The 22,222-nt window shown below is 67.4% G+C and carries 23 protein-coding genes; 5 read left to right on the top strand and 18 right to left on the bottom strand.

Translation table 11 applies throughout. The features are described from left to right. On the top strand, positions 1–597 hold the full coding sequence (locus OG205_RS34030; RefSeq protein ID WP_330272019.1) for an HAD-IA family hydrolase: 597 nt from the start codon (positions 1–3) through the stop codon (positions 595–597). Here the strand turns inward: OG205_RS34030 and OG205_RS34025 are convergent. The 9 genes from OG205_RS34025 to OG205_RS33985 form a co-directional block, all read right to left on the bottom strand. Then, positions 541–1,266, bottom strand: a complete 726-nt coding sequence (locus OG205_RS34025; RefSeq protein ID WP_330272018.1) for a potassium channel family protein — start codon at positions 1,264–1,266, stop codon at positions 541–543. The genes OG205_RS34030 and OG205_RS34025 overlap by 57 nt on opposite strands. Positions 1,267–1,304: 38 nt before the next feature. Further along, the gene (locus OG205_RS34020; RefSeq protein WP_166049133.1) at positions 1,305–1,454 is read right to left on the bottom strand and encodes a hypothetical protein; all 150 of its coding nucleotides are present in this window, start codon (positions 1,452–1,454) and stop codon (positions 1,305–1,307) included. Between the two features lie 139 nt (positions 1,455–1,593). Continuing rightward, positions 1,594–2,724, bottom strand: coding sequence for a pyridoxal phosphate-dependent aminotransferase (locus tag OG205_RS34015; RefSeq protein ID WP_330272017.1), 1,131 nt, complete (start codon positions 2,722–2,724; stop codon positions 1,594–1,596). 552 nt (positions 2,725–3,276) lie between these two features. After that, a complete protein-coding gene (locus tag OG205_RS34010) occupies positions 3,277–4,440 on the bottom strand; it encodes a transglycosylase SLT domain-containing protein (RefSeq protein WP_330272016.1) in 1,164 nt (387 codons plus the stop codon). Between the two features lie 10 nt (positions 4,441–4,450). Next, positions 4,451–4,756: a hypothetical protein gene (locus OG205_RS34005; protein WP_330272015.1), complete on the bottom strand. Its 306-nt coding sequence runs from the start codon at positions 4,754–4,756 to the stop codon at positions 4,451–4,453. 133 nt (positions 4,757–4,889) lie between these two features. Further along, the gene (locus tag OG205_RS34000; RefSeq protein WP_330272014.1) at positions 4,890–5,645 is read right to left on the bottom strand and encodes an ESX secretion-associated protein EspG; all 756 of its coding nucleotides are present in this window, start codon (positions 5,643–5,645) and stop codon (positions 4,890–4,892) included. A 5-nt stretch (positions 5,646–5,650) separates the two neighbouring features. Continuing rightward, complete coding sequence (locus OG205_RS33995; RefSeq protein ID WP_330272013.1) at positions 5,651–6,943, bottom strand: hypothetical protein; 1,293 nt, start codon at positions 6,941–6,943, stop codon at positions 5,651–5,653. Between the two features lie 9 nt (positions 6,944–6,952). Next, a complete protein-coding gene (locus tag OG205_RS33990) occupies positions 6,953–7,552 on the bottom strand; it encodes a DUF3558 domain-containing protein (RefSeq protein WP_330272012.1) in 600 nt (199 codons plus the stop codon). Then, positions 7,549–8,007, bottom strand: a complete 459-nt coding sequence (locus OG205_RS33985) for a hypothetical protein (RefSeq protein WP_330272011.1) — start codon at positions 8,005–8,007, stop codon at positions 7,549–7,551. Before OG205_RS33985 ends, OG205_RS33990 begins: the two co-directional genes overlap by 4 nt. Positions 8,008–8,326: 319 nt before the next feature. Between OG205_RS33985 and OG205_RS33980 the strand changes: the two genes are divergently transcribed. After that, positions 8,327–9,538, top strand: coding sequence for a hypothetical protein (locus OG205_RS33980; RefSeq protein WP_330272010.1), 1,212 nt, complete (start codon positions 8,327–8,329; stop codon positions 9,536–9,538). A gap of 49 nt (positions 9,539–9,587) precedes the next feature. Continuing rightward, complete coding sequence (locus OG205_RS33975; RefSeq protein ID WP_330272009.1) at positions 9,588–10,436, top strand: AraC family transcriptional regulator; 849 nt, start codon at positions 9,588–9,590, stop codon at positions 10,434–10,436. Here the strand turns inward: OG205_RS33975 and OG205_RS33970 are convergent. The 5 genes from OG205_RS33970 to OG205_RS33950 all read right to left on the bottom strand — a co-directional run bounded on the left by OG205_RS33970 (position 10,426) and on the right by OG205_RS33950 (position 15,845). Next, the gene (locus OG205_RS33970) at positions 10,426–11,334 is read right to left on the bottom strand and encodes an ADP-ribosylglycohydrolase family protein (protein ID WP_330272008.1); all 909 of its coding nucleotides are present in this window, start codon (positions 11,332–11,334) and stop codon (positions 10,426–10,428) included. The two genes, OG205_RS33975 and OG205_RS33970, sit on opposite strands and share 11 nt — an antisense overlap. After that, a complete protein-coding gene (gene purD / locus OG205_RS33965) occupies positions 11,331–12,587 on the bottom strand; it encodes a phosphoribosylamine--glycine ligase (RefSeq protein ID WP_330272007.1) in 1,257 nt (418 codons plus the stop codon). Before purD ends, OG205_RS33970 begins: the two co-directional genes overlap by 4 nt. A gap of 16 nt (positions 12,588–12,603) precedes the next feature. Next, positions 12,604–13,581, bottom strand: a complete 978-nt coding sequence (locus OG205_RS33960) for a TAXI family TRAP transporter solute-binding subunit (protein WP_330272006.1) — start codon at positions 13,579–13,581, stop codon at positions 12,604–12,606. Beyond that, positions 13,571–15,460 carry a TRAP transporter permease gene (locus tag OG205_RS33955; protein ID WP_330278287.1) on the bottom strand — a complete coding sequence of 630 codons (1,890 nt, stop codon included), beginning with the start codon at positions 15,458–15,460 and terminating at the stop codon, positions 13,571–13,573. Before OG205_RS33955 ends, OG205_RS33960 begins: the two co-directional genes overlap by 11 nt. Positions 15,461–15,584: 124 nt before the next feature. Next, positions 15,585–15,845, bottom strand: coding sequence for a UBP-type zinc finger domain-containing protein (locus tag OG205_RS33950; RefSeq protein WP_330272005.1), 261 nt, complete (start codon positions 15,843–15,845; stop codon positions 15,585–15,587). A 29-nt stretch (positions 15,846–15,874) separates the two neighbouring features. On the opposite strand from OG205_RS33950, the gene OG205_RS33945 reads away from it, so the two are divergent. Next, positions 15,875–17,437 (top strand): Na+/H+ antiporter, encoded by a 1,563-nt coding sequence (locus OG205_RS33945; protein ID WP_330272004.1) that lies wholly within the window; start codon positions 15,875–15,877, stop codon positions 17,435–17,437. Positions 17,438–17,504: 67 nt separating this feature from the next. Beyond that, complete coding sequence (locus tag OG205_RS33940) at positions 17,505–18,602, top strand: glycerophosphodiester phosphodiesterase (RefSeq protein WP_330272003.1); 1,098 nt, start codon at positions 17,505–17,507, stop codon at positions 18,600–18,602. Here OG205_RS33940 and OG205_RS33935 read toward each other — a convergent pair. From OG205_RS33935 to OG205_RS33920, 4 genes are read right to left on the bottom strand one after another with little or no spacing between them, the layout of a single operon-like run. After that, entirely contained in the window at positions 18,592–19,716 is a 1,125-nt protein-coding gene (locus tag OG205_RS33935) for an LLM class flavin-dependent oxidoreductase (protein WP_330272002.1), read from the bottom strand. The genes OG205_RS33940 and OG205_RS33935 overlap by 11 nt on opposite strands. Beyond that, positions 19,713–20,687, bottom strand: a complete 975-nt coding sequence (locus OG205_RS33930; RefSeq protein ID WP_442916615.1) for an ABC transporter substrate-binding protein — start codon at positions 20,685–20,687, stop codon at positions 19,713–19,715. The genes OG205_RS33935 and OG205_RS33930 overlap by 4 nt, the downstream gene beginning before the upstream one ends. Continuing rightward, positions 20,671–21,384, bottom strand: coding sequence for an ABC transporter ATP-binding protein (locus OG205_RS33925; protein ID WP_330272001.1), 714 nt, complete (start codon positions 21,382–21,384; stop codon positions 20,671–20,673). The genes OG205_RS33930 and OG205_RS33925 overlap by 17 nt, the downstream gene beginning before the upstream one ends. Next, positions 21,369–22,178 carry an ABC transporter permease gene (locus OG205_RS33920; protein WP_330272000.1) on the bottom strand — a complete coding sequence of 270 codons (810 nt, stop codon included), beginning with the start codon at positions 22,176–22,178 and terminating at the stop codon, positions 21,369–21,371. Before OG205_RS33920 ends, OG205_RS33925 begins: the two co-directional genes overlap by 16 nt. Positions 22,179–22,222 lie beyond the last annotated feature (44 nt).

The raw sequence follows: 22,222 nt of genomic DNA, 5'->3' as shown, positions 1-22,222 counted from the left end.
ATGCGCTGGATCGTGTTCGACTTCGGCGAGGTGATCAGCCAGCGGAACCCGGCGCGGCCCGCGATGGCGGCGAAGCTCGGGGTGACACTGCAGGCTTTCGAGACGACGTACTGGGACCGTGACGCCTACGACCGCGGCGGGTCGGACGCCGAGTACTGGGGGCGGATCGGTTCGTCGTTGGGACTGACCCTCGACGACGCTCTCGTCCGCGAGCTGACAGCCACGGACAACGCGGGGTGGCTCGACGACCCGGTGGTGGAGACCGTCGCGTTGATCGAGGACCTGGCGGCTCTCGGCATACCGCTGGCGTTGCTGTCGAACGCGCCGTCGACGTTCGGACGGCTGGCCGAGAAGGTGCCGTGGGCCAAGCACTTCCGGCACCTGATCTTCTCCGGCGACCTAGGCTGCGCGAAGCCGGACGCGGCGATCTGGAAGCACACGTCAGACGTGATCGGCTCGTCGGACGTGATCTTCTTCGACGACCGCCTGTCCAATGTGGAGGGCGCACTGATCGCGGGCTGGGACGCGCGACTGTGGACGTCAGCCGCTGTTGCGCGCGCCGAGCTCCGCACGGAGTTCGGCGATCTCGGCGCGTAGGCTCCGCAGCTCCTGCACGGTCTCGAGTTCTGCTTCCTCGACACCGCGCAGCTTCTCCACGAGCCAGCTGGCGATCGTGCCGGTGATGACACCGAGCAACGCGATGCCCCCGACCATCAACAACCCCGCGACCAGCCGCCCCTCACCCGTGACGGGGTAGCGGTCGCCGTACCCGACCGTCGACATGGTGGTCAGCGTCCACCACAGCGCGTCACCGAACGTGGTGATGCTGGCGTTTTCCGCGTGCCTTTCGGCGTCCAGCACCGCGAGGCTCGCGCAAAACGCGACGATTATCGTCACCCCGGCGACGTAAATGCTGACCCGTTGCCTGATCTTGTGCTGGAACTTCTTGTTCAGCAGCGTGATGACCGTGATCAGCCGAAGCACCCTGAGCTGCCGCACCATCGGCAGAACAACCGCGGCAAGATCGAAGAGATGCGTTTTCAGAAACCGGAGCTTGTTCTGAGCCAAGGTCAGCCGCGTGGCGAAGTCGGCCGCGAACAAGGCCCAGACCAGCCACAACGCGATCTCCAGGGGCACGTGCATGGCCCCGTGATCATCAAGAACCTGCCACGCGTAGGCCCCGAGGAACACCGCGGCGAGCGCCGTCAACGGCCACTCGACCTTTCGCTCCCACCGCTCAAGGCGGGCCTCGTTGGCTAACAACACCGCCCCATGGTGAGCGGTGCGTAGTCATTAATCCAGAGTCAACGCTTGGATTTGATCGCACCGTAAGCCGCGGTGCCTGCGAGGAGTAGTCCTCCAATCACAGCGAGCCAGAAAAGGCCTTTCACCACGGCCCCGACGACGGCCAGCACGATCCAGATCGCCACCAGCCACCCGATGATCGCCCACATAGGACTCCCCTTCCTCCACCCCGTGAACGTCCGGCCGACCGGTTTTGTTGCTTGCCGGCCCTGTTGGTTGGTCGTGTGACGTTGCTGCTCGCCCGGTGCTGTCGCTCTCGTCCGGCTCGGCTGCCTGCCTGTCCGGTGCTCAGAGCCAGGCCTTCAACCGCCTGAGCGCTTCCTCGATGTCCTGCGTGGCGCCGGCGAACGACATCCGCACGAAGTGATGCCCGTCCACGGGGTCGAAGTCGATGCCGGGCACGATCGCCACCCCGGTGTCGTCGAGCAACTTCTTGCAGAACCCCATCGAGTCGTCCGTGAGATGCCGGACGTCCGCGTACACGTAGAACGCCCCGTCCGCCGGCGCCAACTTGTCGATGCCGAGGTCCGTCAGCCCTTCGAGCAACAGATCCCGGTTCACCTTGTACCGCTGAAGATGCTCAGCCGTCTCCGCATACGCGTCCTCATGAAACGCCTCAACCGCCGCATACTGAGCCAGCGCGGGCGGACAAAGCGTGAAGTTGCCCGTCAGACAGTCCACAGCCCTGCGCAGCCGCTCCGGCAACAACATCCACCCGAGCCGCCACCCGGTCATCGCGAACGCCTTGGAGAACGAGTTCACGACGATCGCGTCCCGCGACGTCTCCCAGGCACACCGCAGGGGCTCCCCGTAGCTGATCCCGTGATAGATCTCGTCGCTGACCAGCTGAACCCCGTTGGCAGCACACCAGGTAGCGATCGGCTCGACGTTGGCCGTCGTCCCGGTCGGATTGGCCGGACTCGCCACGATCACGCCCTTGAGCCCAGGATCGAGCATCTCGACCGTGGGCTGGAACCGCGTGTCCGGCCCGCACGGCAACTCGACGACCTCACACCCCAACGCCTTGAGGATGTTCCGGTAAGCCGGATATCCCGGCCGCGCCAGGGCAACCCTGTCGCCCGCGTCGAAGGCCGCCAGGAAGGCCAGCGTGAACGCCCCCGACGACCCCGTGGTCACCACCACGTCGTCGGCCGTCACGTCCAGGTCGTACTGCCGCTTGTAGTGCCCGGCGATGGCCTGCCGCAGTTCGGGAATCCCCAGCTGCTCGGTGTACCCCAATGCGTGCTCGCCCAGGGCTCGCGCCGCGGCCTCTCGCACCGGTCGCGGCGCAGGGCTCGACGGCTGTCCGGCGGCCAGGGAGATCACGTCTCCGTGCGTGCGCTGCCTCTGCGCGGCGGCGGACAGCACGTCCATGACGTGGAAGGGCGGGACGTCGGCACGGGCAGCCACGGTCAGCATGCCGCCAGGCTAACTCCCCATCACCTCTCCCCACCTCTGCCTGTTCCGCACCTCATCTTCGTCCGTCTACACCTCGCCTCGGGCTTCCCGCACAAGGCTTCCCCCACCTCAGGCTTCTCCGCCTCAGGCCTCGCGACCTCAGGCCCTCTCCGCGCCTCAGGCCTCTCCACCCCCCACGTCCCCACGTCCCGTTCCGGCACGCCCCAGGTCCCCACGTCCAGGTCCCGCCGCCCAAGTCCCACGCCCAGGTCCCGCGCCCCGGCCTCACACCCCGGTCCCCGCACCTGGATCGCCACAACCTGGGTTGCAGCGTCCCGGTCGCCACACCTTGGCTGCAACGGTTGAGTCGCTACACCCAGATCGGAGCGTCTGGGTTGCAGTACCTCCTGTCGCACCCCCCGCGCTTCCGCAATATGCGGGCGCAGATAACAGTGTTTCAGGACATTCGTTACCCGTGTGGGTGTGGATAACTGAAACCCGGCGCCTTTCCGTCACGACATACCTGACGAAGAAGTGCCGGGTTCCGGACAAAACTCACCCGATCGCGCGGGGCTAATACCCTTGGTAGCCGCCGCCCTGGGACATCGCCTTCAGGCCGGGGTGGCCTTCGAAACCGCCGTAGCGCGAGAAGGTGTAGCGGACGCCGGCAACGATGTTGTCGACCGGATTCCAGATGTCGTCGTGGCCGGGCAGTTTGTGGGCGTTGAAAGTCGAGTCGATGCACTGCATGAGGCCCTTGGAGGGCGTTCCCGCCTGGGCGTTGGAATCCCAGAGGTTGATGGCGTGCGGGTTGCCGCTCGACTCCTTCTCGATGATCTTCCAGATCTCGTCGATGTTCTCCTCGGTGACCGGAATACCGTTGGCCTGCAGGATCTTGATGGCCTCTCGGATCCATTCCTCGACGTTGCCGGGAGGCGGGCTACCCGAGGGCGGGCCGCCGCTGGAACCGAGGCCGCCCATGCCGCCGCCCTCACCTCCACCGCCACCGCCGCCTCCACCGCCGGAAGCGCCGCCACCACCCCCACCACCGTGGCCGGAAGCCGCGGGCGTCGAGGTGGACGTGGGCTGCGGGTCCGATGTGGACGACGCCTTGGTCGAGTCGTCGGGCGGTGCGGCCGGGGCCCACTCGACGGGCTTGCCCGGTGCGGGTGTGAAGGACTGGGCGTTCGGGTCTTCCAGTGACGAGAACTTCGGGGTCAGCGCGCCGGGGCGGCCCTTCAGGGTGCCGGCGGCGGCGTTGACTGCGCTTTCCGCTTGGGAGACAACGGGTTGGGCGTCGCTCATGGCCTCGGCGCAGTAGCTGCGGATGACGCTGTCGACGTCCTCCTGCGGTTGGCCGTGGAGTTGCTGGCGCGTCTGGCGGGCGCGGCTCAGGAGGTTTTCGCAGATGCGGCTCATCGAGGTCTTCGCGGTTTCCAACGCGTTCGCGGCCGCCTCCAGGTCGGTCGCGGCGCCGTTGAGCGCGTCGGCCATCGAGGTGCCGCACTTCGTGACGTTGGCCATGTAAGCGACGAAACCGTCCGCGGACTTGCCTTCCCAGGCGCCGTCGAGTTGGGTCACCGACCGCTGCAGGACGTTCGTCTGGTCGCCGCACTTGCCCGCTGCCTGCTTCCAGCGGTTCGCGATGTCGCGGACGGCCTGGGGTTGCGCGGTCTCGATCTTGTCCGCGAGCGCGGCCAGTTCCGCGCCGCCGGGCAACGCCGCGACTTCGTCCATCGCGCTCACGTCACACCGCCCTCAGGGAGTTCTTGTTGACTTCCTCGACGTCCGCGACATTGGTCTGAATCGTGTCGAGCGCGCCCTCGACCTTGCGCAGCACCTTCTCCGCCGCTTCGAACTCCTGCGTGCCCGCCTGGTCCATTGCGGACACCGCGCCCGAGATCGCACCGGAAGAGCCGAGTTTCCCAAAAATGTCCGGATTGCCGTACTGGCCGGAAAAGCCGTCGCCGATCGCGCCGAATTGCCCGGCCTGACTGCTCACGGTCGTTCGGCACTGTTCCATGGCTTCATGGTTCAACTTCGTCGCAGCCACGCGCGCCTACCCCCTCAACGTCTACTCGCCGACCTTAGAACGAATTGCGTCAGGCGGTGCGCCGATTCGCTCTTTCGAACGACGAAGCCCGCCCGTCAACTTCGACGGGCGGGCACGAACGAGGGTTCCACGATCAGACTTCTTGCAAGAGCTCCCAGATCGAGGCGGCGAGCCGATGGTTGTCGACCGGCGTGATGGTGCACCAGTTGCGCCCGTCGCTGCTCGGCTTGAGCTGACGGAGGTACCGCCCGTTGTGCGTGTCGTGGAAGGAAACGACACGGCCGGCGCGCTGTCCGTTGCGCTGCACCCCGAACTGCCCGCGCGTGGACATGCCGTCGAGCATCCCGGCCAGTTCCTGCGCGTCGCCGAGCCGCATTCCCCGCCGCTCCAGTGTGGTGATCATCCGTTGCGCGTCCAGCCCGACGTCCTTGGCAGCGGCCACGAGTTCGTCGTAGGGCGCGCTGATCGACCGTCCGAACCCGGCGGGCATCTCCCCGGCGACCGACACAGCGGCGTCGGCGAGCGCCGTGCCACGAGCCTCGATCAACCACATCTCGTCACGATCCCGCACCGCCAGGATCGCCTCATCTCCGATGGCCGCAGCCAGTCCGGTGATCTGCCGGTCGGCCCAGATCCACAGGTCGATCGCCACCTGGTGGTTCGCCAGCAACGCGAACCCGTCGGCGAGCTCGGGCACGGCCCGGCCGTTGCGGGCCAAGCCGCGCGCCTCCAGCGACTCCCAGGCCCGCTTCACCACCTCGGACTTCTCGGTGTGGGTGATGGAGGGAATCCGCGTGTCGAGCGCGACGTGCGCGGCCGGGAGGCGCTGCGCCTCCCAGACCACGGCGAACTCCACTGTGGACAGAACCACAGAACCTGGTGAGCTCAAGAGATCTACTTGTCCTTCGGGTCTTCGCCGATGACGGACTGAACCACCATGCGGTCGTCACCGAACATCTCGTCGGAGTCGACGCCGTACTTGCGCACGTGCTCGCCGTCCTCCTCTTCCTCGCCCTTGGCAGCACTGGCCGCGGGCGACATGAGCGACCCGGCACCCTTGCCACCGACGCCACCCTTGCCTGCGGCAGCACCGGCTCGGCCGGCCTCAGGCCCAACGCCACTGGCACCACCGGGCGTCATCGCGCCACCGGGCCCCTTGCCCGCGGCACCGGTACCACCGGCACCTCCAGCACCGGCGCCGGACTTCCCACCACCGATCGTGCTCGGCGCACCCTTCGGCCCAGCAGGCGCGATGGACGTCTTCGGGGCCTGGCTGGGCCCACGTCCACCGCCCACGACCTGCGCGCCGCGCGCACCAGCCGTACCGCCCGCAAGGCCGGCAGCAGCGGTGGCCGCGGCGGCCAGGCCGATCGGCGGGGCGCCGATCGCCTTGGGCAGGCCGGAGCCGGCCGCGAGCGGGTTCGGGGTGATGCCGGGGAGGATGCCGGTGGCGTTGCCCGGGGTGCCCGGAGTGCCCGGAGTGGGGCCGACGGGCACGCCGGAGAAGCCAGGGGAGCCTGGGCTACCAGGCGAGCCGGTGAAGCCCGGTCCGCCGCTGACGCCCGGAGGGCCACCCGCCGGCGTGCCGACCTGGGATCCAACAGGCGTGGCGACGGCAGCGCTGGCCACCACGATGTCCGGCGGAGGGTTGGGCGTGCGGAACGAGTCGATCGCGCTCTGGCTGTTCGAGGTGTAGCCGCTGAGGCTGTCGATGGCCTGCTGGCGGGCGGCGTTGGTCGCCGCGACCTCCTGGGCGTGGTCGGTCTCGACGCCGAAGAAGCCGCCGACCTTGTCTCCGAAGTTCTGCTCCGTGTCGCCGCGCAGCGTCTGGGACTCAGGCGAGCTGTTGCGGGCGGTACTGGTGCTTTCGCCCTGACGAGCCACCGCGTCCGAGTTTCCCGTGGTCGCTTCGCCGGCGTCGTTGAAGCCCTCAGAGGTGACCTTGGTCTTCTGCTGACCCGCCTCGCCTGCAGCTCCACCCCAGTCGATGCCAAGAACCTTCAGCTGGTTGCGCAGTTCGTTGTCCACGTCCTGCAGGTTGCCCGCGAGATCCCGGAGAACATCGGACGCGGCCGCGAACTGCCGGGAGAGTTCACCGCTGCCAGTCGCGAGTTTCTGGACCTCGTCCGCCAGTTGCTGGTTGCTCCAGCCATTGAAGTTCCAGTCAGTGAGTTGTTCACCCGACATGTTTCCCCCTCACTTCAAGGTCTTGAGAGTCTCGACCGCGAGCTCGGCAGCCTTGCTGGCGTTACTGCACATCTGGTCCTGGGTGTCGCCTTTTTGGGTCGTGGGGTCATAGCCCATGTACAGCTGTTGACCTTCGGCAACGTCGACCGTGACAGCGCAGTTCACGCTGTCCGTGCCAGTAAAAGTAAGCTGAGCGGCACCATATCCAGCTACGTTCACGACTTTCGCGTCCACGTTTCCAGAGCCACTGAGCCAGAACGGCACACCCTTGTTAGTCACCAGGATGACGGTGTAGCTGTATTTGACCCCATTGTTGTACATGCAGCCAGGAGCTTTCCCGAAGTTCGACACCTCGAGCTGATCCGGCACCGCTTCCGTTACCTTGACCTCGGCCATATGAGCCTGGGTAAGCAGCTTGCACGCATCAACTCCGCCGAGCTTCAACTCGGCTGGGCGCTTCGGCAACTCCTTGGCGGAACCTGATGTTCCCGAGGTGGGACCGCCTCCCGCAGTGGGGCTTGGCTTGCCTTTTTCGACACTACCGGTACACGCGGTAGCAGCCGTCAGCACGGACGCCACCGCGATGATCTTGAGGAAGGTGTTACTCACGTCGTCTTTCCGAAAACCGTAGTGATCTCTTCCTCTGTGTAACCGTACTGCTTGGCCGACTGCTGCAGCTGGGCCCCCAACTTTTCGAGGCTTTCAACGTACTGCGCGATTCGACCCGCATAAGAGTCTTCATCGGTCATCAAACGACGATTCCACAAGCCTGCGATGTTCGAACTGACCGTTCCCGCCGACTGTGCGTCGACGTTGACCAGAAGCTTTCGCCTTGCCGCATTCAGCGCCGTGCGCAACTCTGCGGCCTGGCCCTGAATGATCACGCCGGCTTTGAGGACGTTGTCCTTGTTGACGTGGAAGTTCTGGCTCGACGGCCCCGACGTCATCCCGCCGAGCAAGGCTGATGCCGCATGGAACGTGCTGACCGCTGCCCCGATCGCGCCGCCTGCCAAACCCGCGACGGCACTGAGAGCGGCATCCGCCCCCGCGCTCTCCTGTGTCACGACGTCCTACCCCCGTACGGTTGGTAACGGTTCGGTCCCGCTTCGCAGGCTACCAACGCCTGCGTAAGACGTACCTGTGGTTGGACGAAGACCACCCCTCGTTGGTTCCACATCACTCTCCGTCCCGATTCCACTGGCGGCGTGTCGCGATTCCGGTAGCTTCCGCGACTTGGGGAGGAACACACGCGACCACCTGGGGGAATGAGTGCACGGGCCACAACAGCCATACCCGCCACGACAGCAGCCCTACCCGGCGCAACACCCGTATCAACAGCCTTATCCGTTTCACCAGCAGCCGCCGAGGAAAAGGCGCACCGGATTGATCATCACCGCCGTCCTCGCGGCGGTTCTGCTGGTCGGCGGTGGGGTCACCGCGGCCGTCCTGTTCAAGGGAAACGACAAGCAGGCGTCCGCGCCGGAACCCGAGGCGGCCGACGTCAGCGTGATCGCGCAGAAGGCCGAGCCGGAGACGGTCAGGTACGGCGACCTGGCGGTGATCGACGCCTGCACGGTCATGCCGGCCACGCTGCTCGAGGAGATCGGCTTCCGGGACGCCGCTCACGGCTGGCACAGCCAGAGCTATCTGCCGCAGTCCGTGCCGGCCGCCGATGCCACCGTCAAGGACGAGACCGACGCGATCTCCACGTGCCTCTACGAGTCGACGGCGGAGGGCGGGATCGAGCGGTTCACGCTCTCCATCCGCCAGCGGCCGTTCAACGACCTGCTGCCGGCCGACTACCAGGGCAAGGACGACACGCCGGTGACCGCGGCTGGACTCAGGGCGTACATGAGCCCTGGGCTCAAGCCGGACAGCTTCAACGCTCGTGTCACCAGCGCGGACGGCAAGGCCCAGGCGCACCTGGGTGCGTCGAGCCTGAGCAACGTCAAGGAGATCACGGACCCCAAGGCAACGTTCGTGAAACTGCTGGAGGGTGTTGCGGCGAACCTCGCGAAAGGTCCGCAAGGCGCGACGACGCACGTGCACACAGGACGGTACGAGAGCGTGCCGAACGCCTGTGACGTCCTGAGCAGCCAGCGCTTCCAGGAGATCACGAACGGCAAGGACTCCGGTGTGGTCGAGGCGGACTACTACGAGCGGGAGACCTTCGAGCGGTTCGAGAACGACAAGAACGAGGTGCGGTACTTCTACTCGAACCTGCAGGAGTGCAGGCGGCTGTCCCCGGAGTGGTTCAACGCCGCGGAACGCAGTCGGGGCCATGCGTTGAAGATCAGCCTCAGGACGTACCGGAACGCCGAGATGGCGGTCAAGGACGCGCAGGACTGCAACCCCGCCTCGCCGTCGCGCAAGATCACGGGCGAGGCGGTGATGAGCACGGAGAAGATCGGCGACTTCGCGGCCTGCAGCTACCTGGTGGGCGACTCACCGACCATCTCCTTTGTGGCTGGACGCACGCAGGTGCAGCTCACCGGGTACGGCGACTGGGCGCCGGACGACCCCAGGACCTACGTCCAGACGTTCACGCCCATCGCGCAGAAGGTGGCGGACGAGGTTCGGAAGGCGATCGGATAGGGCACAGCTAGTCGGGTGAGAAGGCGTCGAGCCCCATAGCGTTGACCACGTGCTGGAACGACTCAACGAGGCCATGGCCCGCATCGAGGACGACCTCGAAGGCGAGGTGGACGTCAAGGTGCTCGCGCGGATCGCGGGCACCAGTGAGTACCACCTGCGCCGGATGTTCAGTGCGCTCGCCGGGATTCCGCTGAGCGAGTACATCCGGCGCAGAAGGCTCACCAAGGCGGCGAACGAGGTCCTCAGTGGACGGGGGTCGTTGCTCGACGTCGCTGTCCGGTGGGGTTATGGGTCCAACGAGGCCTTTGCTCGTGCTTTCAAGGTCATGCACGGGGTGGGGCCTCAGGAGGCTCGGGCCAGCAGGAAGGTGTTGCAGTCGCAGCAGATTCTCACGTTCAGACTGGTTGTGGAGGGGAGTACGAGCATGGAGTACCGGGTGGTCGAGAAGGAGGCGTTCCAGGTTGTCGGCAGGGGGACGCGGGTGCCGTTGGTGCACCTCGGGATGAATCCCGCGATCGTCGAGTTCGTCAAGGGCATCGGGATGCCGGCGCTGGAACGGATGAAGGCGCTCAGTGACGGGGAGCCGGGAGGGATGCTGGCTCTCACGTTCAACCAGGAAGGGGTCGAGGAGGGCGACATGCTCGACTACTTCCAGGGGGTGGTGACGAGTCAGGAAGCGCCGGAGGACATGGAGACCCTCCAAGTGCCCAAGAACACGTGGGCTGTGTTCACGGCTGAGGGGCCGTATCCCGAGACGATTCAGTACATGTGGCGGGACGTGTACACGCAGTGGTTCCCGTCCAACAGCTACGAGAGCGTTGAGGGGCCGTCGATGTTGCGCACGCAGATCAACGGTGACCAGGCGACCGCGGAGTTGTGGATTCCCGTCACCAGCTGAGAACGAGGCGTTCCATCACGTCTCGTAGTTCCAGAACGGCAAGCCAGTCGGCGGGGATGACGGTGACGCCGTCGCGGGCGCCGAGGATGTTGCCGCAGATCGAACCCGTCGAGTCGCTGTCGCCCGAGTGGTTCACGGCGACGCGCAGGGCGGTGGGAAAGTCCGGCGCCACCAGGGCGGCGTGCAGGCCGATGGCCAGGGCCTCCTCGCCCACCCAGCCGCCACCCAGTTCGGACTCGATCTCCTCCGGGGTCAGGGGTCCTAGGCCCATCACCTTGTCCAGCAACGAGGTCTGTTCCTCGTGGCCGTCCCAGCGGACCAGTTCGGCGCGTGCCACGGCTACGGCCGCGACCAGGTCCGAGCCGGACAGCAACGCGTGGACGATCGCGGCCAGGGCGCCTGCGGACAGGTAGCCGCTCGGGTGGTGGTGCGTCATCTTCGCCGTGCCGACGGCCAGCTCGAAGACCTCGCGCACGTCGGACGACCAGACGGCGACCGGGGCGGCGCGCATCACGCCGCCGCAGCCCTTCGAGTTGTTCTTTTCGTTGTGCTTCAACGCGGTTATGCACGTGTGGCCCGGCGCCCGCCGTGAGTGCAGGCGCTGGTCCGCCATCAGCCAGCCGTCCGAAGCGACCGCCGGGCCGCCCTGCGTGTGCAGCCAGCGCGCGTAGGCGGCCCGCACGGTCAGGTGCGGGTCGATGCCCAAATTCCTTGCCAGCAAAAGACCTTCGAGTGTGAACAGGACCATCTGGGTGTCGTCGGTGATCTCCAGCGTTGGGAGGTCGACGACACCCGCGGGGCCGTACTGGCGGCGGATCGTGTCGATCGACGAGAACTCGATCGGCGCGCCCAAACCGTCGCCCACGGCACCGCCCAGCACACACCCGAGCAGGCTCACGGCAGTGTGATCTTCCCGTCGATGGCCTTCGAAGCGATGTCCGAACGGTGGTGCGAGCCGGTGAGGTGGATGTCCGCGATGCGCTTGTAGGCGCGCTCGCGAGCCTTCGACAGCGACTTGCCGGTGCCCACCACCGACAGCACGCGGCCGCCTGCCGAGACCACGGCGCCGTCTTCACGGCGGCGCGTGCCGGCGTGCAGGACGCCGTCGGCCTCGGAGCCGGTGATCACGTCGCCGGTGCGCGGGCGGTTCGGGTAGCCCTCGGCCGCCAGGACGACGGTCACGGCGTAGCCGTTCTCCCACTCCAGAGCGGGCAACGACGCCAGCGAACCATCAGCCGCCGCCAGGAACAGGGCGGAGATCGGCGACTTCAGCAGTGCGAGAACGGACTGGGTCTCCGGGTCACCGAAGCGGCAGTTGAACTCGATCACCTGGATGCCGTTGGACGTCAGCGCCAGGCCCGCGTACAGCAGGCCGACGAACGGCGTCTCCCGCGCGCGCAGCTCATCGACCACGGGCTGGACACAAAGCGAGACGATCTCGGACACCAGGCCCTCCGGCGCCCACGGCAGCGGCGCGTAGGCGCCCATGCCGCCGGTGTTCGGGCCGGCGTCGCCGTCGCCCACGCGCTTGAAGTCCTGCGCCGGGATCAGCGGGACCACGGACACGCCGTCGGTGACGCAGAACAGCGACACCTCGGGACCGTCCAGGAACGACTCCAGCAGCACCGGGTGGCCGCCGTCGAGCAACGTCATCGCGTGGGCGCGGGCAAGAGCCAGGTCGGCCGTCACGACGACGCCCTTGCCAGCGGCCAGGCCGTCGTCCTTCACGACCCACGTCGGGCCGAACCGGGCCAGAGCGGCGTCGAGGCGGGCCGGGTTGTCCACGACCTCGCTGTGCGCGGTCGGCACCCCCGCGGCGTTCATGACGTCCTTGGCGAACGCCTTGGACCCCTCGATGCAGGCAGCGGCCTTCGACGGGCCGAAGCACGGGATGCCGAGCGCTCGGACAGCGTCCGCGGCCCCGACCACCAGCGGTTGTTCGGGGCCGATGACGACGAGGTCGGCCTTCCACTCCTTCGCGAGCTCTGCGACCGCCGAGGCATCAGCGACGTCGACGCCGTAGAGCTCGGCGTGGCCCGCTATGCCGGCGTTGCCCGGCGCGCACGCCAAGGCAGTCAGCTGCGGGTCGCGCGACAACGCGAGGACAAGGGCATGCTCACGGGCTCCAGACCCGATGACCAGGACGCGCACGAGGGCTCACAGTAGTTCAGCCGAGCGCCTGCTTCGCCCCAGGGTGCAGCGGGACCGGTTCGGACGCCGAGGCCTTGTCCTTCGAGATGTCCTTCACGGCCGGGTGGACCTTCTCCAGGTCAGCCTTCTTGTCGAAGATCAGCTTGGTGACGGCGCAGGCGTTGTTGGCCGCGAAGTCCTCGCGCACGAGCAGCAGGTTCGGCACCACGATCGTGGGAACCTCGGCCACCCCGTAGGTCGCCGCCGGGATCGGCGCCGTGTCGTACACCGGGCTGATCTTCTTCATCTCCGGCAGCAGCGGGGTGATGTCGATGAACTTCACCTTGTCCTTGAGGGACGTCGTGATGTCCGTGATCTGCGGCGTCGGCAACCCGCCCGACCAGATCAGGCCGTCGATGCTGCCGTCCTTCATGCCGTCCGCGGTCTTGGTGAGGTCGAGCCGCTGCGCCTGGACGTCGGAGTCGATGTTGAGCCCGGCCGTCTTGAGCAGGCGTCCGGCGATCACCTCGGTGCCGGACTTCGGCGAGCCGGTCGAGATCCGCTTGCCCTTCATGTCGGCCACGGAGTTGATCCCGGAGTCCGCCCGGACGAGCACCTGCGTGTAGTTCGGGTAGATCCGCGTCAGCGCCGCGATCTTCTCCTTCTTGCCGTTGAACGCCCCGGTGCCGTTGACGGCGTCCGCGGCGGTGTCGGCCAGTGAGAACGCGATGTCGTACGTGCCGGCGACGAGCTGCTGGATGTTCTGCACCGACGCGCCGGTCTCAGCGGACGAGGCCTTCAGCTTCGAGTTGTCGGAGATCAGCTTCGCCAGACCACCGCCGACCACGAAGTACACGCCACCGGAGTTGCCGGTCGCGATCGTGATCCGCCCGTCCGACGCCTCACAGGACGCGCCTCCACCCGACGCGTCCGGCGTCGTGGGTGTGCGCTTGCCGCCACACCCGGAAACCACGAGCGCCAATGCGATCGCACCGATCGCGTACCTACGCAGCATCACGAACCCTCCCACGGGAAACCAGGTGTACCGCCACGGCCACCACGAGGAACCCGGCCCCGATGGCGATCGTCAACGGCTGCAGATAGAGCAGGAACAACGCGGCCGGCACGCACAGCAGGCGTTCCGGCAGGCGGGCGGGACCGAACATCCAGCCGCCCGTCAGCACGGCGAGAGCGGCCACCCCCAGCGCGGACGCTCCGAACGCCCACACCGAGTCCAGCAACGGCCCGCGCAGCAGCAGAGCGGCACCGCCGTCGGTCAGCACGAACGCCAGCGGCACGAGGAACGCGGGCAGCGTGTACTTCCACGTCTGCCACATCGTCTTCATCACGTCGCCGCCGGTCAGCGCCGCGGCGGCGACGGCAGCGAGCGCTGTCGGCGGTGTCACCTCGGACAACACCGCGTAGTAGAAGATGAACATCGCGGTCTCGGCGGGCTCGACGCCCAGAGTGATCAACGCCGGCCCGATGACGACCCACGAGATGATGAACGACGCCGTCACCGGCACCGCCAGCCCGAGCACGGACACCGCCACGGCCGCGAGCACCGCCGTCAGCATCAGCACCACGACAGGTTCCGAACTGACAACGGACGCGAGATCCACCAAGGACCCCGCAAGCGCTTGCCCCAGCCCGGTCTTGGTGATCGTCGAGGTCACCACACCAGCGGCCGCGCACACCGCGATCACCGGGAACGCCGAGCGCACGCCCACCGAGAGCGCGTCGGCGATCAGCCGGAACCAGTCACGCCGGTGGTTGATCAACGCGAACAGCGCGGCCACGCCCGTCGCGTACACGACGGCCTTGTAGACCGGGATGTCCAGCGCCAGGAACACGATGATGATGAAGAGCGACAGGAAGTGGTACCAGCCGAGCTTCAGCACGTCCCAGAACCGCGGCGCGTCCACGTCGACCGGCCGCGCCCCGAACCGCCGCGCGTCCGCTTCCACGGCCAGCGCGATGCCCAGGTAGTAGAGCAGCGTCGGAATGATCGCCCAGATCAGCACCTCCAGGTACGAGACCTGCAGGTACTCGGCGATGATGAACGCCGCCGCGCCCAGCGTGGGCGGCGACAGGATCGCCCCGATGCCGGACGCCGCGAGCAGCCCGCCCGCGTTCTCCTTGGGATATCCGGCTTTCTGCAGCATCGGCCACGTCACGGCTCCTAGGGACACCGTCGTGGCGGTGCCGGAACCGGACACCGTGCCGAGCAGGAAGCCCGCGGTCGCCGCCGTACGTCCGGGAGCGGTCCTGGACTTCCTGAAAGCAGCGAAGCTGACGTCGACGAAGAACTTGCCCGCGCCGGAGGCGTTCAGCACGGCGCCGTAGATCGTGAACAGCACGATGTAGGTCGCCGCGACGTCCAGCGGCGTGCCGTAGAACCCGCTGGCGTCGTTGAAGAAACCGTTGATGATCTGCGGGAAGTCGACGCCGGAGTGCGAGATCGACCACGCCGGCGGCAGGAACCCGCCGTAGTAGGCGTAGGCGATGAACGCCAGGCACACCACCGGAAGCACCCAGCCGGTCGTGCGCCGGCAGGCCTCCAGGATCAGCACCAGCAGCACCGAGCCCGCGATCACGTCCAGGGTCGAGAGCTGGCCCTGCCGGTTCAGGAACTCGTCGAAGCCCCCGAACAGCGGGTACGCGCCCACCAGGAAGGCGAGCCCAGCCAAGATCCAGTCCCACCAGGGCGGTGTGTGCCCGCGGCCGTAGGCGAGGAACACCAGCGGCAGCGTCACCGCCAGGAAGATGATCAGGTAGTACTGGCTTCCCTTGGCGAACGGGAAGAACACCTGCTTGAGCACCAGAAGCGCGATCAGCAGGCCGGCGATCCACAGCGCCCGCTCCCACCGGGGTGAGAGCGAACGCGACGGCATCTCCTCGTCATGCTCCGCGACGATGCGGGCGAGGTCCGGGTTGGCCACGAACCGACCGTACTGTGGGGCCGATCACAGCCCCAGGGGATCAATCCAAAGGAACTGCAAAGACTTCAGAGCGAGATCACACGATGGCACTGTCCACATAGCACCAGCGCCAGTTCTCGCCCGGCTCGTACGAGCGCATGACCGGATGCTGGGACGAGCCGAAGTGCGCGGTCGCGTGCCTGTGGGGACTCGAGTCGCAGCACGCCACGTGCCCGCAGGAGAGGCACGTCCGCAGATGAGCCCAGTTGCGCTCGCCCAGGGCAAGGCAGTCGACGCAGTCCTCGGCCGACTCCGGTTCCACCAATTGAGGCAGAGCTGCCACGTGCGAACAGGTCATGGCGTCCAACATTACGCAGAATGAGCGGCATGCACGGGCCTGAGCTACTGCTGCTTCTCCTCGGGGCGTTGATCGTCACGTCCATCGCGCGCCGCCTGAACTGGTCGGCGCCACTGGTGCTGGTCGCCGTGGGCCTGGTGGTCTCGTTCATACCGGGCGTGCCGGAGTTCCAGCTCGATCCCCACCTGATCCTGGTGCTGGTGCTGCCGCCGCTGCTCTACAGCGCCGCGCTGGACAGCTCGTACCTCAACATCCGCGCGAACCTGCGGCCGATCGGGCTGCTCGCGGTCGGGCTGGTGCTGTTCACGACACTGCTGGTCGGGATCACGGCGAGCCTGGTCTTCCCGGACCTGCCGTTCGCCGCCGCGCTCGTGCTGGGCGCGGTCGTGGCGCCGCCGGACGCCGTCGCCGCGGTCGCGATCGGCCGCAAGCTGGGCCTGCAACGCCGCGCGATGACGCTGCTGGTCGGCGAGAGCCTGATCAACGACGCGACGGCGCTGACCGCGTTCAAGGTCGCGGTGGCGGCCGCGGCGGGCACGGCCATGCACCCGATCGCGAGCGTCTGGATGTTCATCTACATCACGGCCGGTGGCATCGCGGTCGGGCTGCTCGTCGGCGTGGTGGTGCGCTACCTGCGCAAACGGCTCTGCGAGGGCGTGCTGGAGAGCGCGCTCGGCCTGCTCGTGCCGTTCGGCGCCTACCTGCTCGCGGAAGAGGGCCTGCACGCGTTGGACATCCAGTTCTCCGGGGTGCTCGCGGTCGTCGTCGCCGGCCTCTACGTCGGCCACCACTCGCCGCGCGGCAAGTACTCGACGCGGCTGCAGGACGCGGCCGTGTGGCGGTCGGCGGACGTGCTGCTGGAGTCGTTCGTGTTCGCACTCATCGGCCTGCAGGTCTCGTCGATCATCAGCAACGTCGATCTGAACGTGAGCCTGCTCCTCGGTGCGGCCGCGGTGGTGTTCGCGGCGATCGCGGCGCGGTTCATCTGGATGTACCCGGCCTCCTACATCCCGATCTACACGTCCCAACGCAGGCGGGAACGCGAGGGCACGCCGCACCTGGGCCAGGTCACCGTGATCGCCTGGGCCGGCATGCGCGGTGTGGTCACGCTCGCGGCCGCGGCGGCGATCCCACCGGAGGTACCGGGGCGCGACATCATCGTGTTCTGCGCGTTCATCGTGACGATCAGCACGCTGCTGCTGCAGGGCATGACGTTGCCTTGGGTGATCAACAAGATCGGCTTCGAGGGCGACGACGCCCGCAAGGACGCGCTGGCGGAGGCTCAGGTGCAGCACCGGGCCGCGCAGGCGGCGGTGACGAGGCTCGACGAGGAGATCGAGGACGTCCCCGAGCACGTCCGCGACCAGCTGCGATCGCTCGCCGAGCACCGGGGCAACGCCGCGTGGGAACGGCTCGGGCGGCAGGAGGAGGAGAGCCCGGCGGCCGCCTACCGCAGGCTGCGCAGGGTGATGCTCAGCGCCGAGCGTGACGAGTTCGTCAAGGCCCGCGACGCCGGTGAGATCGACGACGAGGTGCTGTTCCGGGTCATGCGGGAACTGGACCTGGAGGAAGCGGCACTTTCTCGTGAGTAACCGTTCACCTGCTTTTCGTGTTGCGATGCTTGGGTTCCGCTCTCAACGCAAAACGGGAGGTCGAACGATGTTTCCCAAGAGGATTCGGACCCGCGGTCTAGCCACCGTTGTCCTCGTGTTCGCGGGCGCGGTGGTGGCGTCCCTGCCCTCCGCCTCCGCACACGACGACAAGGGTCCGATCGTCATCGGGCACCGCGGCGCGTCGGCGTACCGGCCTGAGCACACGCTCGCGGCGTACGAGCTCGCGGCCCGCATGGGTGCCGACTTCATCGAGCCGGACCTGGTGCCCACCAAGGACGGCAAGCTGGTCACCCGGCACGAGAACGAGATCGGCGGCACCACGAACGTCGGCACGTTGCCGGAGTTCGCCGACCGGAAGAAGACCAAGACCATCGACGGTGTCGCGATCACCGGCTGGTTCACCGAGGACTTCACGCTCGCCGAGCTGAAGACGTTGCGCGCCAAGGAACGCATCCCGGCGATCCGCCCGCGCAACACCCTCTACGACGGCCGGTTCGAGATTCCGACGCTGCAGGAGGTCATCGACCTCTCGAAGCGCCTGTCCCGCGAACTGCACCGCGAGATCGGCATCTACCCGGAGACCAAGCACCCGACGTACTTCAAGTCGATCGGTCTCGCGCTGGAGCCGAAGCTCGTCGACACGCTGAACCGCAACGGCCTGAACCGGAGCAGCGCCAAGGTCTACGTGCAGTCGTTCGAGGTCGCGAACCTCAAGGAGCTCAACAGGTCGCTGCGGGTGCCGATCGTGCAGCTGGTCAACGGTTCCGGCGCGCCGTACGACTTCATCGCGGCCGGTGACAAGCGCACCTACGCCGACCTGGTCACCCCGGCCGGGCTGCGCGAGGTGCGGAGCTACGCGGACGGCGTCGGCCTCACCAAGGACCTGATCATCCCGCGGGACGCCGGCGGGTTCCTCAAGGCGCCGACCACTGTCGTGAAGGACGCCCACAAGGCCGGTCTGATCGTGCACTCGTGGACGTTCCGCAACGAGAACTCGTTCCTGCCCGCGGACTTCCGGTCCTCGACCGACCCGGCCGCGTACGGCCGGGCCTTCGAGGAGTACGACCTGTTCTTCAAGCAGGGCATCGACGGCGTGTTCGCGGACAACCCCGACACGGCCGTAGAGGCCAAGGTCAAGCGCTAGCGAGTGCGAGCGTGCGGTCCCCGTCGAGCAACCCACGTTGCTTCAGCAGGGGCCGCACGCCTTCGCCGAACCAGTAGGCCTCTTCCAGGTGCGGGTAGCCGGACAGCACGAACTCGTCGATCCCGATGGAGTGGTACTCCTCGACGAGATCCGCGACCTCGGAATGCGACCCCACCAGCGCCGTTCCCGCGCCACCACGCACGAGTCCGACACCGGCCCACAGGTTCGGGTAGATCTCCAGCCCGCGAACACCACGGCTGAGATCTCCGCCGTGCAGCGCCAACATCCTTTGTTGGCCAACGGATTCCGACGCGCCCAGCTGTTCCTGCGCCTTCGCGACCACGGCCGGATCCAGCGCGTCGAGCAGCTTCGCGGCGGACGCCCAGGCTTCCGCCGAGGTGTCCCGGCTGATCGTGTGCAGCCGGATGCCGAACCGGATCGGGCGATCGGTCAGCGCCCGCACCCGTGCGATCTTCTCCGCCACGTCGGCAGGCGGTTCGCCCCAGGTCAGGTAGACGTCGGCGCGTGCGGCGGCGACCGGTAGGGCGGCATCGGACGAACCACCGAAGTAGATCGGCGGAACTGGGTCCGGCGCGGCCAGCAACGTGGCGTCCTGCACCTGGTAATGCCTGCCCTGGAACGTGTACGGCTTCCCGGTCCAGATCCCGCGCACGACCTGGAGGAACTCGTCGGTGCGCTCGTAGCGCTGGTCCTTGTCGAGCCAGTCGCCGAACCGCTGCTGCTCAACGGAATCGCCGCCGGTCACCACGTTCAGCAGCAACCGCCCGCGCGAGATCCGTTGGTACGTCGAGGCCATCTGCGCGGCCAGCGTCGGCGACAGCACGCCGGGCCGGAACGCCACCAGGAACTTCAGCGTCTTGGTCTGCGCGATCAACGCGGCCGTGGTCAGCCAGGCGTCCTCGCACCACGTGCCGGTCGGCGTGAGCACGCCGGTGAATCCGACCTGCTCGGCCGTGCGCGCGATCTGCGCCAGGTAGTCGATGTCCGGGTCACGACGTGCCCCGGCGGCCGGCGCGCGGTTGGCGTGGAAGTGCTCCACGACCGTGCGGCCGTCACCGGAGGTCGGCAGGAACCAGTGCAGCGTGATGCTCATGCGAGATCTCCCTGGAACCTCGCGTCGACGAACTTCGCGAAGTCGACCTTGCCCGGCAGCGTCTTGTCCTCGGTGAACGCGTCCGCGAGCTCCTGCTCGGACTTGATCACCGTGTCGTCCAGCTTCACGACCTGGTCGCCGTTGCGCTGCACCGCGGCGAGCGCCACCTCGTACTTGAGGCCCGTCTCGGCCGCCCACGCCTTCGCCCACTCCTCGCGGTGCGTGTCGGCCCACTTCTGCGCCTTGTAGTACCGGATCAGGTACTCCTTGAGCGCCGGGTTCTTCCCCTTGTCGTCCAACGCCTTCCTGCCGGCGACGTTGAAGCCGTAACCGTTCGACTTCCCCTCACCGGTGGTCAGCACGCGGGCCTTGGCCTCCTGCTGCGCCTGCGCGGTGTAGGGGTCCCAGATCGCCCACGCGTCGACCTTGCCCTGGGTGAACGCGCCGTACGCGTCGGCGGGCTGCAGGAAGTTCAGCGTGACGTCCTTGGTCGTGAGACCGGCCGAGCGCAACGTCAGCAGGATCTGGCCGTGCGCGGAACTTCCCTTGGCCACAGCGATGTTCTTGCCCTTGAGGTCGCTCACACTGCGAAGCGGCGAGTTCTCCGGAACGAGGATCGCGTCCGCCTCGACCTGGCCCTTGGACACGCCGACGGCGGCGATCTTGGCGTTCGCGGCGGCGGCGAAGATCGGCGGTGTGTTGCCGACCGCGCCGACGTCGATCGCGCCCGCCGAAGCGGCTTCGAGCAGGGGCGGGCCGGAGGTGAACGTCGCCCACTCGATCTTGTACGGGAAGTCGTTCAGCAGACCGGCCGCGGTCAGCACCGACTTGGCGCCGCCCTTCTGGTCGCCGACCTTGAGCACGACGTCGCCGGCCGGGGTGTCCTGGGACTGCGTGGCCGTCGAGCACCCGGTGGCGAAAAGGATCGCGGCGAGAAGGCCGAGCAGTTTTCTGTTAGGCAGCTTCTTCAACGTCCACTCCCAGATCGGCGAGCACGCGGGTGCGTTGCTCCACAACGGATGCCCGGCGACGCGGGCGGGGCAGGTCGACGTGGTGCGTGGCGACGATCCGGCCCTCGTCGAGCACGAGGATGCGGTCGGCCAGCAGCAACGCCTCGTCGACGTCGTGCGTCACGAGCAGCACGGCGGGCTTGTGCCTGGTCCACAGGTCTTCCACCAGGTGGTGCATGGCAAGCCGGGTCAACGCGTCCAGCGCGCCGAACGGTTCGTCCAGCAGCAGCACGTCCGGTTCGCGCACCAACGCCCGCGCGAGCGAGACCCGTTGCGCCTCACCGCCGGACAACGTCAGCGGCCACGCGTCGGCGTGGTCGGTCAGCCGCACTTCTTCCAGCGCCTTCAACGCGACCGCGCGGCCGTCCGGCTTGTGCAGGCCCAGCGAGATGTTCCGCCAGACCTTGCGCCACGGCAGCAGACGCGGCTGCTGGAAGGCGATCGACACGGTGCCGGGGACCTCTGCCTGGCCTTCGACCTCGCGGTCCAGGCCGGCGAGGATGCGCAGCAACGTCGACTTGCCGCAGCCACTGCGACCGAGCAACGCCACGAACTCGCCCGGCTGGACCTCCAGGTCGATGCCGTCCAGCACGGTTCGCGGACCGAAAGCCTTCCGCAGACCGCGAACGCTCACGGCCGACTTCACCGGGCTTGCCATCGCAGGATCCTCCTTTCCAGCAACCGCACCAGTGCGTCCGTCGTCAGGCCGAGCAGCGCGTAGACCACGAGGCCGACGACCACGACGTCGGTGCGGAGGAACTCACGGGCGTTGTTGATCAGGAAGCCGAGGCCGGCGTCGGCGTTGATCTGCTCGGCGACGATCAGCGACAGCCAGGCGGTGCCGAACGCGATCCGCAGCCCCACCAGGCTTTGCGGCACGGCGGACGGCAGCACGACGTGCACGATCCGTTCGATCCGGCTGTAGCCGAGCACGCGGGCGGCCTCGACCAGGCCGGGATCGGTCTGCCGGATCCCGGCGTGCAGGTTGAGGTACAGCGGGAACGCCACCCCGGCCGCGACCAGCGCGAGCTTGGGCTCCTCGCCGATGCCGAACCAGAGGATGAACAGCGGGATCAGGCCGAGGTGCGGCAGCGTCCGCAACATCTGCACCGGCGGGTCCAGCAATGTCTCGCCCCAGCGGGAAAGGCCCGAGGCGAGCCCCAGAACAACGCCGGCAAAGCCGCCTATCAGAAATCCGAAGAAAACGCGTCCGATCGACACCGCGAACGCTTCGCCCAATTGGCCGTCCGCGATCAGCTCACCGGCGGATTGGGCGACCGTGAGCGGAGAAGCGAGTTTGTCGGGCGACAGCACACCCGTTGAGCTGGCCAGTTGCCACAGCAGGACCAGCGAGACCGGGCTGATCCAGCGCAGCGGCAGCTTGAACTTCCGCGCCTGCGAAGGCGTCGCGGTTTTCGGCCGCGCGGCCACTCCCGCTATGGACAAGGTCATGGGCGGAAGTACAGGCGAGCCCACGAGATGAGTCAACGACGCCC

The sequence above is a fragment of the Lentzea sp. NBC_00516 genome (assembly GCF_036346835.1).
Lineage (GTDB): Bacteria > Actinomycetota > Actinomycetes > Mycobacteriales > Pseudonocardiaceae > Lentzea > Lentzea sokolovensis.
The sequence above is the reverse complement of the archived record's forward strand: the minus strand, read 5'-3'. Positions and strand labels throughout refer to the sequence as shown.